The 15,810-nt window shown below is 70.1% G+C and carries 9 protein-coding genes; 1 reads left to right on the top strand and 8 read right to left on the bottom strand.

The features are described 5' to 3' along the window. Positions 1-53: 53 nt before the first annotated feature. Positions 54-1,169, top strand: coding sequence for a calcium:proton antiporter (locus ACQ859_RS29480; RefSeq protein ID WP_431263961.1), 1,116 nt, complete (start codon positions 54-56; stop codon positions 1,167-1,169). A gap of 125 nt (positions 1,170-1,294) precedes the next feature. On the opposite strand, the gene ACQ859_RS29475 is transcribed toward ACQ859_RS29480, so the two are convergent. The 8 genes from ACQ859_RS29475 to ACQ859_RS29440 all read right to left on the bottom strand — a co-directional run bounded on the left by ACQ859_RS29475 (position 1,295) and on the right by ACQ859_RS29440 (position 15,525). Next, the gene (locus tag ACQ859_RS29475) at positions 1,295-1,723 is read right to left on the bottom strand and encodes a TOBE domain-containing protein (protein WP_431263960.1); all 429 of its coding nucleotides are present in this window, start codon (positions 1,721-1,723) and stop codon (positions 1,295-1,297) included. 4 nt (positions 1,724-1,727) lie between these two features. Further along, on the bottom strand, positions 1,728-2,222 hold the full coding sequence (locus tag ACQ859_RS29470) for a nitrogen fixation protein NifQ (RefSeq protein WP_431263959.1): 495 nt from the start codon (positions 2,220-2,222) through the stop codon (positions 1,728-1,730). Between the two features lie 8 nt (positions 2,223-2,230). Then, entirely contained in the window at positions 2,231-2,767 is a 537-nt protein-coding gene (locus ACQ859_RS29465) for a molybdopterin-dependent oxidoreductase (protein WP_431263958.1), read from the bottom strand. Positions 2,768-2,851: 84 nt separating this feature from the next. Next, positions 2,852-4,108, bottom strand: a complete 1,257-nt coding sequence (locus ACQ859_RS29460) for a serine hydrolase domain-containing protein (protein WP_431263957.1) — start codon at positions 4,106-4,108, stop codon at positions 2,852-2,854. Next, complete coding sequence (locus ACQ859_RS29455; RefSeq protein ID WP_431263956.1) at positions 4,105-5,655, bottom strand: methyl-accepting chemotaxis protein; 1,551 nt, start codon at positions 5,653-5,655, stop codon at positions 4,105-4,107. The genes ACQ859_RS29460 and ACQ859_RS29455 overlap by 4 nt, the downstream gene beginning before the upstream one ends. A 199-nt stretch (positions 5,656-5,854) precedes the next feature. Further along, positions 5,855-7,399, bottom strand: a complete 1,545-nt coding sequence (locus tag ACQ859_RS29450; protein WP_431263955.1) for a methyl-accepting chemotaxis protein — start codon at positions 7,397-7,399, stop codon at positions 5,855-5,857. A 185-nt stretch (positions 7,400-7,584) separates the two neighbouring features. After that, positions 7,585-10,884, bottom strand: a complete 3,300-nt coding sequence (gene icmF / locus ACQ859_RS29445; RefSeq protein WP_431260411.1) for a fused isobutyryl-CoA mutase/GTPase IcmF — start codon at positions 10,882-10,884, stop codon at positions 7,585-7,587. 234 nt (positions 10,885-11,118) lie between these two features. Continuing rightward, a complete protein-coding gene (locus ACQ859_RS29440) occupies positions 11,119-15,525 on the bottom strand; it encodes a PEP-CTERM sorting domain-containing protein (protein ID WP_431263954.1) in 4,407 nt (1,468 codons plus the stop codon). Positions 15,526-15,810 lie beyond the last annotated feature (285 nt).

The raw sequence follows: 15,810 nt of genomic DNA, 5'->3' as shown, positions 1-15,810 counted from the left end.
GCCGAGCGTAGCGCGTCCGAGGCCCTCGGACCATCGTGGTCTATGCTCGGCCCATGCATGTGAAGCGCTCCAACTCCTTCTTCGCCCGCCTGCCGGCGGCCTTGCCCCTCTGGTCGCTGGCCGCGCCGTTGGCCGCGATCCTCGCGCTGGTGGGCCTGACGGCCGGCGCCAATTCGACACTGGTGCTGGGCGTGGTGAGCGTGCTGCTGATCGCCGCGGTGCTCGCCGCGGTGCATCACGCCGAGGTCGTCGCGCACCGCGTGGGCGAGCCCTACGGCTCGCTGGTGCTGGCGGTGGCGGTGACCATCATCGAGGTGGCGCTGATCGTGTCGCTGATGCTGGCCGGCGGCGAGTCGACCAACGCGCTGGCGCGCGACACGGTGTTCTCCGCGATCATGATCGTGTGCAACGGCGTGCTGGGGCTGTGCATCCTGGTCGGCGGCTGGAAGCATCAGGAGCTGGCCTTCCGCGTCGAGGGCACGAGCCCGACGCTGGCGGTGCTGGCCGCGCTGTCGGTGCTGACGCTGGTGCTGCCGGCGTTCACGACGAGCTCGGCCGGACCGACGTTCACCACCACGCAGCTGCTGTTCGCGGGCGGCGTGTCGCTGGTGCTCTACGGGGCCTTCGTGTTCGTGCAGGCGGTGCGGCACCGCGACTATTTCCTGCCGGTGGCCGGCGTCGACGACCAGGACATGCACGCCGCGCCGCCGAGCTGGCGCGTGGCCGGCACCAGCCTGGCGCTGCTGCTGGTGTGCCTGGTCGGCGTGGTCGGCCTGGCGAAGCTGCTGGCGCCCACCATCGAGCGCGGCGTGCAGGCGATCGGCGCGCCGCCGTCGCTGGTCGGCGTGATCGTGGCGATGCTGGTGCTGCTGCCGGAGACGGTGGCCGCGGTGCGCGCGGCGCTGCACAACCGGCTGCAGACCAGCCTGAACCTCGCGCTGGGTTCGGGCCTGGCGAGCATCGGCCTGACGATCCCGACGGTGGCGGTGCTGTCGCCGCTGTTCCCGCACTCGCTGGTGCTGGGGCTGACGCCGCTGAGCATGGTCCTGCTGTTCCTGACCTTCATCGTCGGCGGCCTGACGCTGGGCGGTGGCCGCGCGACGGTGCTGCAGGGCGCCGTCCACATGGTCGTGTTCGTGGTCTTCCTGTTCCTCGCGGTGTTCCCCTGACCGCGCAGAGGCCGGAAGGCGCCGCCGACAGGCTCTGCGCGACGGAATGAGAAGAGCCGCCCGAGGGCGGCTCTTTCGCTGGTGGCGCGGAGCGGCGTGGCGTTCCGTCGCCGGTCCGTGCAGGGTCAGTCGTTGACGCCGACGATCACGCTGGATGCCTTGAAGATCGCGGTCGCCTCGGTGCCGGCCGTGAGCGCCAGTCCGGTCGCGCTGTCGTTGGTGACGACGGCCACCAGTGCCTGACCGCCGGAGAGTTCCAGGACGACCTCGCTGTTGACGGCGCCGGTCGCCACGGACCGCACGCGGCCCTGGAACTGGTTGCGCGCGGAGAAGCGCGCGTTGCCGACGTCGGTGAGCAGCACGACCGACGGCGCCTTGACCAGCGCGAACGCGTGGCGGCCGAGCTTCAGCCCGAGTTCGTTGCGGCTTTCGCGCGTGACGGTGGCGACGATGCGCAGGCCCGCGGCGGTCTCGATCTCGATCTCGTCGTTGATGCTGCCGTCGCGCACCGCGGCGACGGTGCCTTCGAAGAAGTTGCGGGCGCTGGCTTTCATGCGGTCAATCTCCCAGGGCGATGAGTGGAGGCAGGGTCACGGTGGTCTGCGCCGGCGCCGCATCGGCGCCCATGCAGACCGCGAAGTCGCCGCAATCATCGCACTTGGGCGGACGCAGGCCGGGACGGCCGAGCGCATCGCCGAGGCTCAGGAACAGGTGGCGTTTCCAGCGCAGGTTCCGGACGTTGCCGTCGTGCAGGGCGGGGAAGGCGAGCTGCATCAGCCGCGAGACCTGGGCGCGTTCCTGGAGGCCGAGGTCCTGCCACAGGTGGTGGCCGCCCATGCAGGCGCTCGCGAGCCAGCCGGACAGGCGCGCATGCGACGAGTCCCGGGCCGCCCGGTGCCCGAGCAGGAAGCGATAGAGCGGTCCCGTGAGCGCGGCGGGGTCGGGCGCGTTCGGCGGGAAGTCGCCCGCGTCGGTCCGCGACTGGACGTGGTGGCCGACGGTCGCGAACAGCGCCCGGTCCGCCGCGTCCCAGTGACGCGGCGCGTCGGACAACAGCCGCGTCAGAGCGGCTTGATCTCGATCTTGCTCAGCCATTTGACGTGACGCGGTCCGCTGCGCAGGTCGCGGCCGGAGACCAGCGCGATGCGGCCTTCGCCGTCATCGAGCGCCCGTCCGTCGCGTTCGAAGATCACCAGCACGCCGGCGCCGACGTCGGTGTTGGTCAGCTCCGGCCAGGAGAACACGACCTTGTAGCCGTCGCTCGCGGTCGCGATCACCGCCATGGACTTCCACTCGTGGCGATCCTTGCCGACGACGCCGGCCCGCTCCAGCACGGCGGCGAGGCGGACGCCGCGCACGGTGGTGGATTGCTCGCGGCCCTCGACCTCCTTCTTCAGCGTGAAGGTCCCGATCTGGTCCGCCGGGAAGGCGCGCAGGTCGTCGACGGTGAGCGTCAGCGGTGACCGCACGGCGCCACCGACCTGGATCTGGCCGGTCACCGGCCCGGCAGCCAGGGCTGCCGACGCCATCGTGGACATCAGTGCAACGGCCACGCACGCCGCCATCGCGGCGCGGCGGGTGACAAGACGAATCGGCATCGGCACTCCGTGATCCGGACGCGCGGGCTGCGCGTCGATAACGAAATATATCGCTGGATATGACGTGCGTTGATTCCGTCCTGTTCAACGCGGCCACGCCGCGGCCTTCCCGCCGTACTCCCAGGTGAAGGGCACACCGGTCTCGCCGAGCAGGCGGCGCACGATCGCCGGGTAGAGCCGCTCGGCCGTCACGTCGTTGGACAGCAGCACGACGCAGGCACCGCGTCGTTGGACGCACACCATCGTGTTGCCCGTCTGGTCGTCGTGGCCGCCCTTGAAATAGCCGGGCCCCTGCGGGCCGTCGAAGACGACGACCCCCAGACCCGCCGCGAGGTCCGCCCGGCGTTGCGCCGCGGGCAACTCCGGTTGCAGCGTCGGGAACTGCGACGCGGTCGTGATCGGCGCCTGGGGGCGCGTCATCTCCGCGCGGCTCTTCGGCGACAGGCCATCGCCGTGCGCGAGCCCCGCGGCGAAGCGTGCGAAGTCGTCGATCGTCGTGTCCATCGACCCTGCGGCGCGGACGCGGCTGCGTTCATCGTGCGGAACCCAGCGACGCGCCTCCGTCACGCCGTCCGCCAGGTTGGCCGCGAAGTCCGCGCGCCACGTCATCGCCGTCATCGTCATGCCGAACCGGTCGAAGACGCGGCGCTGCATCTCCCGGCCGAGGTCCAGCTTCAGCCGCCCCTGCTCGAGCACGAACTGCAGCAGGATCAGGCCCTCGCCGGAATACGCGTAGCGGCTGCCGGGATCGACGTGGAAGCGCAGCTTGCCGTCCGGCTCCAGGAAGGCGAAGTTGCCGAAGCCGCCGCGATGCGAGAGCAGCAGGCGCGGCGTCAGCGCCCGCCAGCGGTCGTCGCCGCGCAGGTCCTGCCACGGGCCGTAGCGGGCATCCTTCGGATAGTCCGGCAGCGGCCGGTCCAGCAAGGTCGCGATGGACGCGTCCAGATCGATCAGTCCTTCGTCGACCAGCTGCATCACCGTGTAGGCGAACACCGTCTTGGTCAGCGACGCGCCATACATCACCGTGCCGGTCTGGAGCGCCTGTCCGTCCGCGTTGCGGTGGCCATAGCTGCGCACCGCGCGCACCCGGTCGAAGTCGATGAACGCCAGCGCCAAGCCCTTGATCTCGCCCGAAGCGATCGCGGGGACGATCAGGGCTTCCGCCGAGGCCAGGCGCTGCTCGCGTTCACGATCCAGGTCGGCCTCGTACCGGGCATACCGCTTCCAGGGCTGTTCTCCGCAGCCTTGCAGCGCGGAGAAGGTCAGCAGGAGCAGCGCGGCACTGGCGGCCGCGCGCCGCCACGGCGACGCGCATGCGACACCGGCGCCGCGTGGCGTCATGCCGCCAGCCGGAATGTGCTCACCAGCGCGGTGAGCTGCTCCGCCTGCGATCGCAGGCTGCCCGCCGCCGCGGCCGATTCCTCGACCAGCGCCGCGTTCTGCTGCGTCATCTCGTCGAGCCGCTGCACGGCGACGTTGACCTGGCCGATGCCGTCCTTCTGCTCGGCCGCCGCCGTCGCGATCTCGCCGACGATGTCGGCCACGCGGCGCACGCCCTGGACGATCTCGCCCATGGCCGCGCCCGCGTTCTGCGCCAGCCGCGTGCCGGTGTCCACGCGCGACACGCTCTCGCCGATCAGTGCCTTGATCTCCTTGGCCGCGCCCGCCGAGCGCTGTGCCAGCGCCCGCACTTCACCGGCGACGACCGCGAAGCCGCGGCCCTGCTCGCCGGCACGCGCCGCCTCGACCGCCGCGTTCAGCGCGAGGATGTTGGTCTGGAACGCGATCCCGTCGATGACGCCGATGATGTCGTTGATGCGGCGCGAGCTGGACTCGATCTGCTGCATCACGGCGACCACCTCGCCGACGACGTCGCCGCCCTTGGAGGCCGACACCCGCGTCGCGCTCACCAGGTCGTTGGCCTGCTGAGCGGAGCTCGCCGTGTTGGCGACCGTGCCGGTCAGTTCTTCCATCGAGGACGCCGTCTCCTGCAGGTTGGAGGCCGTCGCCTCGGTGCGCGCCGACAGGTCCTCGTTGCCGGTCGCGATCTCGCGCGTCGCGACGTTGATCGTCTCCGTGCCGTCCCGCACCTGGCGCACCATGCGCCGCAGGGAATCCTGCATCGCGCTCAGCTCGCGCAGCAGCACGCCGATCTCGTCGCTGCGATCGACGACGATGTCCTGGCTCAGGTCGCCGCTGGCGATCGTCTGCGCCACGTTGCCGGCGCGCACCATCGGCGCCCGCACCGAGTGCGTGATCCGCCAGGCGATGACGATCCCCAGCACGATGGCGATGCCCGTCAGCGACAGCATCAGCGTCGCCGCCTGCGCAGCCTGCGCGCGCTGCTGCGCGGCGAAGGCGTCGGTGTCCTCCGAGATCAGCGACACCAGCTTCTCGACCGACGCCAGGTAGTTGGAGGCCGCCGGGATCAGCGTCTGGTCGACCTGACGCGCGCCGGATTCCGCATCCGCCTTGATCGCGGCCATCACGCCCTTGCGGATGTCGACATAGCGCTGACGCGCTTCCGCGATCACCGGCAGCTGCGCCTTCTGCTCGGGATCGTCGATCGCCTTGTCGAGCTCGGCCTGCAGCTGGTTGATGCGCTCCGTGGTCCGGGTCATCTCGCCTGAGAGGAAGCCGCTGAGTCCCTCGTGGCCGCCGGACTTGGCCATCGCCATCACGCGGTTCAGGTTGAGTTCGGTCGCGGCGCGCCAGTTCGTGGCCATCAGCCGGCGCTGCTCCAGCGTGTGCAGCTGGTCGCTGAGCCGCACCATCTCGCGGAGCTTGAACACGCCCACGCCGGTCATCAGGGCGGCCATCGCGAGTACCGCCGCGAAGCCGACTTGCAACAAGGTCGTGATCTTCATCCGGCTCAGTGCCTGCAGCATGGCGTACTCCGATATCGATGGTGCAATCGATTATGGGAGTGCCCCTCCGGGGCGGCAACACGGGGAGAACCCGGGTCCCTCGTCCGAGGGGCCGATGGAATGAGGAAACGCGCCCGATCCGCGACCTATCTCACGCGTGGTGCCGGGTCATGCGTGGCGCGGACACCGACACGACACAGACCGTCCTGCGCGCGGCGCTTCACGCGAGCCGGAATACCCGCACCAGCTCCGCGAGTTCCTTGGCCTGCTGCTGCAGGCTGTCGGCCGCCGCGCTGCTTTCCTCGACCAGCGCGGCGTTCTGCTGCGTGACCTGGTCGAGCTGCGTGACCGCATGGCCGATCTGCTGGATGCCGCGCGACTGCTCGCCGCTGGCGGAGGCGATCTCGCCGATGAGCACGCTGACCTGGCGCACCTGGTCGACGATGCCCTGCATCGCCGCGCCGGCGTCGTCGGCGAGTCCGGAACCCGACTGCACCTGCTCGACGCTGCGGCCGATCAGCGCCTTGATCTCGCGCGCGGCCTGCGCCGAACGCTGCGCCAGCGCACGCACCTCCGATGCGACCACCGCGAAGCCCTTGCCCTGCTCGCCGGCGCGTGCCGCCTCGACCGCCGCGTTCAGCGCCAGGATGTTGGTCTGGAACGCGATGCTGTCGATGACGCCGATGATGTCGGCGATCTGCTTCGATGAGGTGCTGATGTCCTGCATCGTCCGCACGACCTGCTGGACGACGCCGCCGCCCTGGCCGGCGGCCTCGGCGGCGCGCGTCGCCAGTGCATCCGCCTGGCCCGCGGTCGACGCGTTGTTCTGCACCGTGCTCGACAGCTCCTCCATCGACGCGGCCGTCTGCTGCAGGTTGCTCGCCTGCTCCTCGGTGCGCTGGCTCAGGTCGAGGCTGCCGGTGGCGATCTCGCTGGAGCCGGTGGCGATGCTCTCGCTGCTGTTGCGCACGCGGCTGACGATGTCGCGCAGCGAGCCCGCCATGGCGCCGAGCGCCGCGATCAGCCGCGCCGCCTCGTCCTGGCCGGGCGTCGCATCGCGGCTGCGCAGGTCGCCTTGCGCGACGGCCTCGGCGAAGTGGACCGCCTCCTGCATCGGTGCCGTGATCGAGCGCGTCGTGAAGACGCCCGCGCCCAGCGCGATCAGCACCGCCGCCACCGCGGCCGCCAGGCTCCATGCGCGGACCGAGGCCGCGGTCGATTCGGCGGCGTGGAAGGATTCGGCGCCGACACGCACCTGCAGCGCCAGCAGCGCGTCGATCGCGGTCTTCGCCTGCGCGCCCAGCGTCGCGATGCGGTCGCCGTAGATCGCCTGCGCCTTGGCCACGTCGCCGGCCTTCACCGCGTCGCGTGCGGGCAGCAGCCCCTGGCGGACGTAGTTGCCGCGGACCTCGGCGAAGGCGGCGGCCAGCTGCTTCTCCTCGTCGGTGAGGTAGGTGGACATGTAGTCCTTCCACAGCGCGGTGATCGTCGCGACGTTGGCCTGCAGCTGCGTGTCGAGGGTCGACAGCTGGCCCGGGTCGCGGATCATCTCCGACACCAGGATGCGGTTGCGCAGCATCAGGCTGTCGATGTCGCCGATCTGCTTGAGTGGGATGGTCCTGTCCTCGTAGATCGTCTGGAGGTCGGCGAAGACCCGGCCGCTGCCGCGGATGCCGAGTGCCGAGACGGCGAGGATCAACAGCAGCATCAGGCCGAAGGCCAGCGACAGGCGCTTGCCGGTGGTGAAACGGCGCAGGAAGGTCATGGCGGTCTCCAACGGTTCTTGTGAACGACGATGTCAGAGCCGATTGCACGATATGTGCCAGCGGGAGGCAAATCCCGCACTCCGGTGACCGGATCAACGCCTACCGTGATCCGCATCACGACGGGGTGCCATGCCCCGCTGCGCGGGCGCGCCACGACGCGACGTGATGCGCCCGCCCGCCGGACTCACATGCTGCGCCGGTACTGCCCGCCGACCTCGAACAGCGCCGAGGTGATCTGCCCGAGCGAGCACACCCGTACGGCGTCCATCAGCACGTCGAAGACGTTGCCGTTGTCGATCACCGCCTGCTGCAGCCGCTTGAGCATCGCCGGCGCCTCGCCGGCATGGCGCGCGTGGAAATCGCCCAGGCGGGTCAGCTGGCCCTGCTTCTCGTCCTCGGTGGAACGCGCCAGCTCGATGTGCTCGGGGGTCGGGTCGCCATGCGGGTTGCGGAAGGTGTTCACGCCGATGATGGGGTACTCGCCGGTGTGCTTCAGCATCTCGTAGTGCATCGACTCTTCCTGGATCTTGCCGCGCTGGTAGCCCGTCTCCATCGCGCCCAGGACGCCGCCGCGTTCGGCGATGCGCTCGAACTCGGTCAGCACCGCCTCCTCCACCAGCTCGGTGAGCTCGTCGATGATGAACGCGCCCTGGCTCGGGTTCTCGTTCTTCGCCAGGCCCCACTCGCGGTTGATGACCAGCTGGATCGCCATCGCGCGGCGCACCGATTCCTCGGTCGGCGTGGTGATCGCCTCGTCGTAGGCGTTGGTGTGCAGCGAGTTGCAGTTGTCGTAGATCGCGATCAGCGCCTGCAGCGTGGTGCGGATGTCGTTGAAGGCGATCTCCTGCGCGTGCAGCGAGCGGCCCGAGGTCTGGATGTGGTACTTCAGCTTCTGGCTGCGCTCGTTGGCGCCGTACTTGTCGCGCATCGCCACGGCCCAGATGCGGCGCGCGACGCGGCCCAGCACGGTGTATTCCGGGTCCATGCCGTTGCTGAAGAAGAAGCTCAGGTTGGGCGCGAAGTCGTCGATGTGCATGCCGCGCGCCAGGTACGCCTCCACGAAGGTGAAGCCGTTGGACAGCGTGAACGCCAGCTGCGAAATCGGGTTCGCGCCCGCCTCGGCGATGTGATACCCGCTGATCGACACCGAGTAGAAGTTGCGCACGTCGTGGTTGACGAAGTACTGCGCGATGTCGCCCATCACCTTGAGCGAGAACTCGGTCGAGAAGATGCAGGTGTTCTGGCCCTGGTCCTCCTTGAGGATGTCGGCCTGCACCGTGCCGCGCACGTTGGCCAGCACCCAGGCGCGGATCTTGGCGGCTTCGTCGGCGGTCGGGTCGCGGCCGTTGTCGGCCTGGAACTTCGCGAGCTGCTGGTCGATCGCGGTGTTCATGAACATCGCCAGGATGGACGGCGCCGGGCCGTTGATCGTCATCGACACCGAGGTCGTCGGGTTGCAGAGGTCGAAGCCGTCGTACAGGACCTTCATGTCGTCCAGCGTCGCGATGCTGACGCCGGAGTTGCCGACCTTGCCGTAGATGTCGGGCCGAGGCGCGGGATCGGCGCCGTAGAGCGTGACCGAGTCGAAGGCCGTCGACAGCCGCTTGGCCGGCAGCCCTTCGGACACCAGCTTGAAGCGCCGGTTGGTGCGGAAGGCGTCGCCTTCGCCGGCGAACATGCGGGTCGGGTCCTCACCCTCGCGCTTGAACGCGAACACGCCGGCCGTGTACGGGAAGCTGCCCGGCACGTTCTCCAGCATCAGCCACTTCAGCAGCTCGCCCTGGTCCTCGTACGGCGGCAGCACGACCTTGCGGATCTTGGTGCCCGACAGCGAGGTCGACACCAGCGCGGTGCGGATCTCCTTGTCGCGGATCTTCACGACGTACTCGTCGCCGGCGTAGGCCTGCTGCATGTCGGGCCATTGCGCGAGCAGTTGTCGCGCGTCGGCGTCGAGCCTGGCCTGGCGCGACGCGGCGAGCGCTTCCAGCGCGGACAGCGAGGCGGCGTGCGTCGTGGCGTCGGTCTGTCCGAGCATCGCGACGCTGGCGGTCAACTGCTGGATCTCGCGGGCCAGGCGCGCCTGCGCGCGGGCCCGCTTCTTGTACGAGCGCACCGTGTCGCCGATCTCGGCGAGGTAGCGCGAGCGCGCCGGCGGCACGATGGGCGTCTGGTGCGTGCTGAAGCGCGTGGCGGCGACCGGCAGGCGGCCCGCGCCGTCACGCAGCGGCAGGCCGAGTTCGGCCAGTCGCGGCTTGAGCGCCTGGTAGAGGGCGGTGACGCCGTCGTCGTTGAAGCGGCTGGCCATGGTGCCGAAGACCGGCATCTCGTCCGCCTTCTTGCCCCAGGCTTCCTTGTTGCGCTGCACCTGCTTGGCGACGTCGCGCCACGCGTCGGCCGCGCCCTTGCGGTCGAACTTGTTGATGGCGACGAACTCGGCGAAGTCCAGCATGTCGATCTTCTCGAGCTGGCTGGCGGCGCCGAACTCCGGCGTCATCACGTACATCGGCACGTCGACGTGCGGCACGATGGCCGCGTCGCCCTGGCCGATGCCGGAGGTCTCGACGATGACGAGGTCGAAGCCCGCGACCTTGGCCGCGGCGATCACGTCGGGCAGCGCCTGGGAGATTTCGGAGCCGAAGTCGCGCGTCGCCAGCGAGCGCATGTAGACGCGCTGCCCCGCGGCCCACGGCGCGATCGCGTTCATGCGGATGCGGTCGCCGAGCAGCGCGCCGCCGCTCTTGCGGCGCGACGGATCGATCGAGATCACGGCGATGCGCAGCGCGTCGTCCTGGTCCAGGCGCAGGCGGCGGATCAGTTCATCGGTCAGCGAGGACTTGCCCGCGCCGCCGGTGCCGGTGATGCCCAGCACGGGCGTCCGAAGGCCCTTGGCGGCGTCGCGCAGCGCCTGCGTGAAGGCAGCATCGGCGCGGCCGTTCTCCAGCGCCGTGACCGCCTGCGCGAGCGCGCGCCACGCGCCTTCCGAATGGCCTTGCAGCGCGGCCACGGCCTTGGGCGCGGCGGCGCTGAGGTCCTGGTCGCAACGCATGACCATCTCGCCGATCATGCCCATCAGGCCCATGCGCTGGCCGTCCTCGGGGCTGAAGATGCGCACGCCCTGGTCGGCCAGGTCGCGGATCTCGGCCGGGACGATCACGCCGCCGCCGCCGCCGAAGACCTGGATCTTGTCTCCGCCGCGCTGGCGCAGCAGCTCCACCATGTACTTGAAGTATTCGACGTGGCCGCCCTGGTACGAGCTGACCGCGATCCCCTGCGCGTCTTCCTGGAGCGCGGCGGTGACGACCTCGTCCACCGAGCGGTTGTGGCCCAGGTGGATGACCTCCGCGCCCATGCTCTGCAGGATGCGCCGCATGATGTTGATCGCCGCGTCGTGCCCGTCGAACAGGCTGGCGGCGGTCACGAAGCGGACCTTCTGGGTGGGGCGGTACTCGGCCAGGGCCTTGTACTCGGCGGACATCTCGGTCATGACGTTGTCTCCGGCTGGGGGGCGCGGTCGCCTGCGGGGGATGAGGATGGTCCCGCCGCGGCGCCTGTCGTGGATCGACCCCTTCTGAGGGTCGATGTTGCCCGCCGATTCTAGATTCCGGTTGACGTTTACGTAAACGAGAGATGCCCGAGGTTGTTCAGCGGCGAAGGGCGGTTAATCCCGGGGTCCGTGCGGGATGGGGTAGCCGGAGGAGACGCCGGCCGCGTCGCGAGGTCAGGGCGAGCGGCGCCGCGACCGGCCGAGCAGTAGCAGGGCCAGCCCGGCGACCATCAGGGCCCAGGTGCCCGGTTCGGGCACTGGCGGCACGGCCAGCGACGCCGCGTAGTCGATGCCCCGATCGTTGAAGGCGCTGTAGCCCGGCAAGGCCTGCCCCTGGGCGTCGGTGACGGCGAGGATGCCGTCCCAGTGGAAGCTGTTGGAGAAGTCGGTGACGCTGGAGGCCCAGCCCGTCATGCGGGTATCGGTGTCGAGGAGGCCGACGGTGGCGGTGGCGTACAGAGAACTGGCCCAGCTCAGGTCCACGGCCTGGTTCAAGGTGACGGGCACCGTGAAGGTGTAGGTGCCGGCGCCGACCGGGCTGCCGTCGCGGGTGCGGTCGCCATTGTGGAAGGCGGCGCTCTCGTAGGCCTCGAAGCGGAAAGGCGTGGCACCCGGATCGACGGGCACGCCCGGTGCGTTCACGACCAGCGAGGTCTGCCAATGCGTCTGGGCATCGTAGACGGCGCCGGAGCCCTGCGTGACCGAGGCATAGCCGTCGGGCCAGCGCACGCCGTCGACGACGATGCGGAAGGTCATGAAGCCCGCGGCGCCCGTCTCGCAGCCGGCGCAGGCGAGGAAGAAGCGGTCGCTCCACTGGCCGCCCACCATCGCGGCGCTGTAGGCCGAGCCGGCGCCGTCGCGGCTGTCGAGGAAGGCCGTCGTCTGGGCGCTCAGGTGCGCGCTCCCGTAACTGAACAGGCCTGAGGCCTTGCCTTGCGTGATGCTGGTGTGGCCGGCAGCCTGGTCCAAGGTCTCGCTGGCGAAGGACTGCCGAATCGGTCCCGGGGAGCCCCGGAAGTCCAGGCGGTCCTCCTGCTCGCCGACGGCGGAGCGGCTGTAGCTGTATCCGCCGATCGAAAAATCGGCGGCCTGCGCGCCAGTGCCGGCCGTTCCCATCAAGGTGGTCAGTGCCACGGCCGTGGCGGCGATCCCGCAGGACCGGCCCCGCCGTGCGGCGTGACGGCGGCGTGCGAGTCCGGACACTGCGGCCAGCCCCGCTGCCATCAGCAGCCAGGTGCCCGGCTCGGGGACGACGGCCATCGATTGCGCGAAGTCGATGCCCTCGTCGTTCAGCGCCCGGTACCCGGCGATGCGCTGCCCGTTGCCGTCGAGCACGGAGGTGATGCCTCCCCAATACATGTCGTTGCGGCCGACGGACATGTCGATCGACGCCCAGGAGGTCGCGTCGTGCGGCTCGTAGTGCCCCGCGCCCAAGATGAAGCTCAGCGAAGCGCTCCAGACGAAGTCGACCGGCCGGCCGAAGATGAAGTCCAGCGTCAGCGACTGCCGGCCCGGCGCGTGGTTGCCGCCGGTGGTCGTCGTGAGCACGCCGTTGGCGAACTCGTAGTCGGTGCCGGTGTAGAGCTGGCTGTAGATCGTCTGCCCTTGCGCGTCCTCGATGCCGTCCACATGCATGCGCAGGGCGCTCGACCAGTTCGCGATGCCGCCGTAGTTGGGACTGACGGAGTTCGGCAATGCGCCACCACGCCAGTTCATGGTCGCGCCCACCTGCAGCTGGATCGTGAGGCTGCCCCGTGTGCCGTCCACGCAGGTCGGGCAGGTGACGACGAAGCGGTCGCGCCGGAAGGCCGAGCTGCCGCCCTCGCTGTAGATCCAGGCGCCTTCGCCGTTGGCCGCGGTGAACGCGGCACCGGAGAGGGACAGTTCGTATTCGCCCGGCCGGGCCAGCGCCCAGGTCCGGGAGAAACCGCTGGCCGTGTGGGCAGCGCCGATGTCGATCACCGACGAGGAGGAGAAGGCGGGGCCGTCCACCGGCCACCGGCTGTCGGCGTCCCATTCCTCGCCGAGCTGGCTGATCACGCGGTTGCTGGTCGAGGCGAAAGTCTCGGCGGTGCCGCTCGCCATCGTGGGCCAGGCCAATGCGGGCACGGCCAGCGCCAGCAGCAGGCGCGACACCGGGCGGCCGGGAGCGGCGGATCGCGTCCGGCACGCGGTCCCCGGGCCGGCGTTCTGTCGGCCGGCGCCACGGCGGACCCGGACGCGCAACGTGAGCGCCGCGATGGCGGCGGCCATCAGCGCCCAGGTGGCCGGCTCCGGCACGGCCGCCGCCGCAGCGGCGGCGAACGAATAACGGTAGTCGATGCCCGCCGCGTTCAGCGCGGTGAATTCGCGCAACGGTGCGCCGCTCGAGTCGACCACGCCGTCGAGGCCGTCCCAGAACGTAGAGCGGGAGAAGTCCGTGGTCGACATCGCCCAACCGTCGACCGAAGGCTGGCCCCGTGCCGACACGACGGCCATCACGCCGGCGCTGCTCTGCAGCTGGAGGTGGATGGGCTGGCCGAAGATGAAGAACACCGTCATGTGGCGATAGCCAGGGCCGAACGACGCATCGCCGAAGGTCTCCGTGTAGTCGTTGTAGAGGATGTCCATCCGCTGCCCGCCCTCGAACACGTGGCCGGGGTTGTTCGGCGGGAAGGGCTCGCCGTGGGGCCAGTCAGGCGGTGGCGTGTCCCAGGGCACGCCTTCGGCTTCGATGCTGACCCCGGCGCCGCGGTCGACGTAACCGGCATGGAGCGCGTCGGGGCTGTCGACACCGCCGGCCAGGTGCGTGACGCCGTCGACGTACACCCGCGCCGAGAAGTAGCCGAGCGTGCCGGCCACGCAGCCGTCGCAGTCGATCACGAAGCTGTCGCGGCTGATGGCCGACGACGTGCCCCAGGCCTCGGCCGCCTGATCGGGGCGGGTGGTCGCCAGATGACTCGCGCCGTGCGCGAAGGCCTGGGCGTAGCCGTAGCCGGCGCGCCCCCAGGTCGACAACTGCACGCTGCCCGCCAGATCGGCGGTCTGCGCCATCTGCGTCAGCGCGCCGTCGACGCGCACGTTGCGCAGGCTGCCGTCGCGGGTCTGCGTCAACTGTTCGCCCGCCAGCGAGGTGGTGAGCGTCTGGCTGGTGAGGAACTCCGGCGACTGTGCTTGCGCCAGCATCGGCGTCGACGCGAAGGCGCCGGCGGACAGGACCTGCGTCAGCGCCGATCGCCCGGGGCGGCGCAGGCGCCAACCCAGCAGCGCCAGGCCTGCGGCCAGCAGCACCCAGGTGCCGGGCTCCGGCACGACTGCCGCCGTGGCGAACGACCGCGCGTAGTCGATGCCCGTCGCGTTCAGGGCGGTGAAGCCGTTGACCATGTTGCCCTGCGCGTCGAACACGCCGGTGATGCCGTCCCAGTACATGCTGCGCGTCGCGTCGGTTTCCATCGCGCCGTAGCCGCTGAAGGGCGTGGTATTCCCGCCGGTGTTCACGCCGCCATTCAAGGTGGCGCTCAGGCCCATGGCGAGATGGATCGGCTGGCCGAAGACGAACCGGATCGACAGCAACTGCAAGCCGGCCGAGAGGCCAGGGCTCTCCTCGATCGTGCCGACGCCGTTGTGCAGTGACTCGGTGCGGTAGAACTGGAACTCCAGGCGCCCGGGATCCAGCGGCCCGGGCACGCCCTCGGCGTCGATGGCGAACGCGGCAGACCAGTCGGTCGTTGCCGTGTAGCCGCCTGTGGCGGTCGCGGGTTGCGCCAGTCCGCCCGAGCGCGTCCTGACGCCGTCGAAGAAGAGGCGGAAGTTCAGCGAGCCCACGGTCCCCGCCGCGCAGGTGCCGCACTGGATGACAAAGTCGTCCATCAGGTTGACGTTGATGTCCCCGGTCATGTAGGTGCCTTGACCCGGCCCCTGGGCCGTGAGCGAGGTGGCGCCCTTCGCATAGGCCTGCAGATGACCGGCGCTTGCCGAGGCCCAGCCTTCGACACGGGCGGCGGAGGTCAGCGATGCGTCGCTGTAGCCGATCGCATCGCTGAACCGGGTCGCCTCGCCCGGGGACAGCAAGGCGTACGCGCCTTCGTTCTTGCCCGTCGCGCCGGGCGCGCCGAGGGTGTAGCCATAGTTCGCATCGAAGGATTGGGCCTGCGCGAGCGCACTCACACCCAACCCCAGCAGTCCACAGCAGCGCGCAAGCCGGGCGACGGCGCGATCCTGCGGGGCGGCGCGCGGCGCGTGCCGGCGGCGGGCCATCAGTCCCACCACCAACAACCCGCCCGCCATCAGCGCCCAGGTGCCGGGCTCCGGCACCGCGGCCGCGGTGGCGAACGAGCGCGCGTAATCGACCCCTGCGGCGTTCAGCGCGGTGAAGCCGCTGACCACGTTCCCCTGCGCGTCGATCACATTGCTGATGCCGTCCCAGTACATGCTGCGCGTCGCATCTGTTTCCATCGCGCCATGACCGCTGAAGGACGGGGTGTCCGGGCCGGCGAAGACGCCGCCCAGCACGCCCGCCATCAGGCTCATGTCGAGCCGGATCGGCTGGCCGAAGACGAACTGGATCCACATCTCCGAGTCGACGAGGGACCCGCGAGTCACGTCCTCGATCCAGTGCTCGCCGTTGTGCAGCTTGTCGAGCCGATAGGTGGTCTGCCAGAGCTGCCCAAGGTTGGGGCCCCCCAGCCATCGGGAGGCAGGGGTGGCGGGTCGGGGACGCCCGCGGCGCTGAGGTTCAGCGAGGTCGTCCAGTTCGTGTCGGCCATGTAGAAGCCGCTCCCGCCCGGCGGCTGGTTCAGTCCCCCATCGCGCGACGTTGCGGCGCCGAATGCGACATGGAAGTACATCGTGCCGATCGTGCCCGCCGCGCAGGTATCGCACTGGATG

This window comes from Roseateles chitinivorans, assembly GCF_050632235.1.
Lineage (GTDB): Bacteria > Pseudomonadota > Gammaproteobacteria > Burkholderiales > Burkholderiaceae_C > Roseateles > Roseateles chitinivorans_A.
Note: the sequence above shows the minus strand (reverse complement) of the source record. Positions and strands in the feature narration are given on the sequence as shown.

What these genes read in the sequence shown, in the direction of transcription:
- ACQ859_RS29480 (WP_431263961.1), top strand. Translation starts at nt 54, where the DNA reads ATGCATGTGAAGCGCTCCAACTCCTTCTTCGCCCGCCTGCCGGCGGCC.
- ACQ859_RS29475 (WP_431263960.1), bottom strand. Translation starts at nt 1,723, where the DNA reads ATGAAAGCCAGCGCCCGCAACTTCTTCGAAGGCACCGTCGCCGCGGTG.
- ACQ859_RS29465 (WP_431263958.1), bottom strand. Translation starts at nt 2,767, where the DNA reads ATGCCGATTCGTCTTGTCACCCGCCGCGCCGCGATGGCGGCGTGCGTG.
- ACQ859_RS29460 (WP_431263957.1), bottom strand. Translation starts at nt 4,108, where the DNA reads ATGACGCCACGCGGCGCCGGTGTCGCATGCGCGTCGCCGTGGCGGCGC.
- ACQ859_RS29455 (WP_431263956.1), bottom strand. Translation starts at nt 5,655, where the DNA reads ATGCTGCAGGCACTGAGCCGGATGAAGATCACGACCTTGTTGCAAGTC.
- ACQ859_RS29450 (WP_431263955.1), bottom strand. Translation starts at nt 7,399, where the DNA reads ATGACCTTCCTGCGCCGTTTCACCACCGGCAAGCGCCTGTCGCTGGCC.
- icmF (WP_431260411.1), bottom strand. Translation starts at nt 10,884, where the DNA reads ATGACCGAGATGTCCGCCGAGTACAAGGCCCTGGCCGAGTACCGCCCC.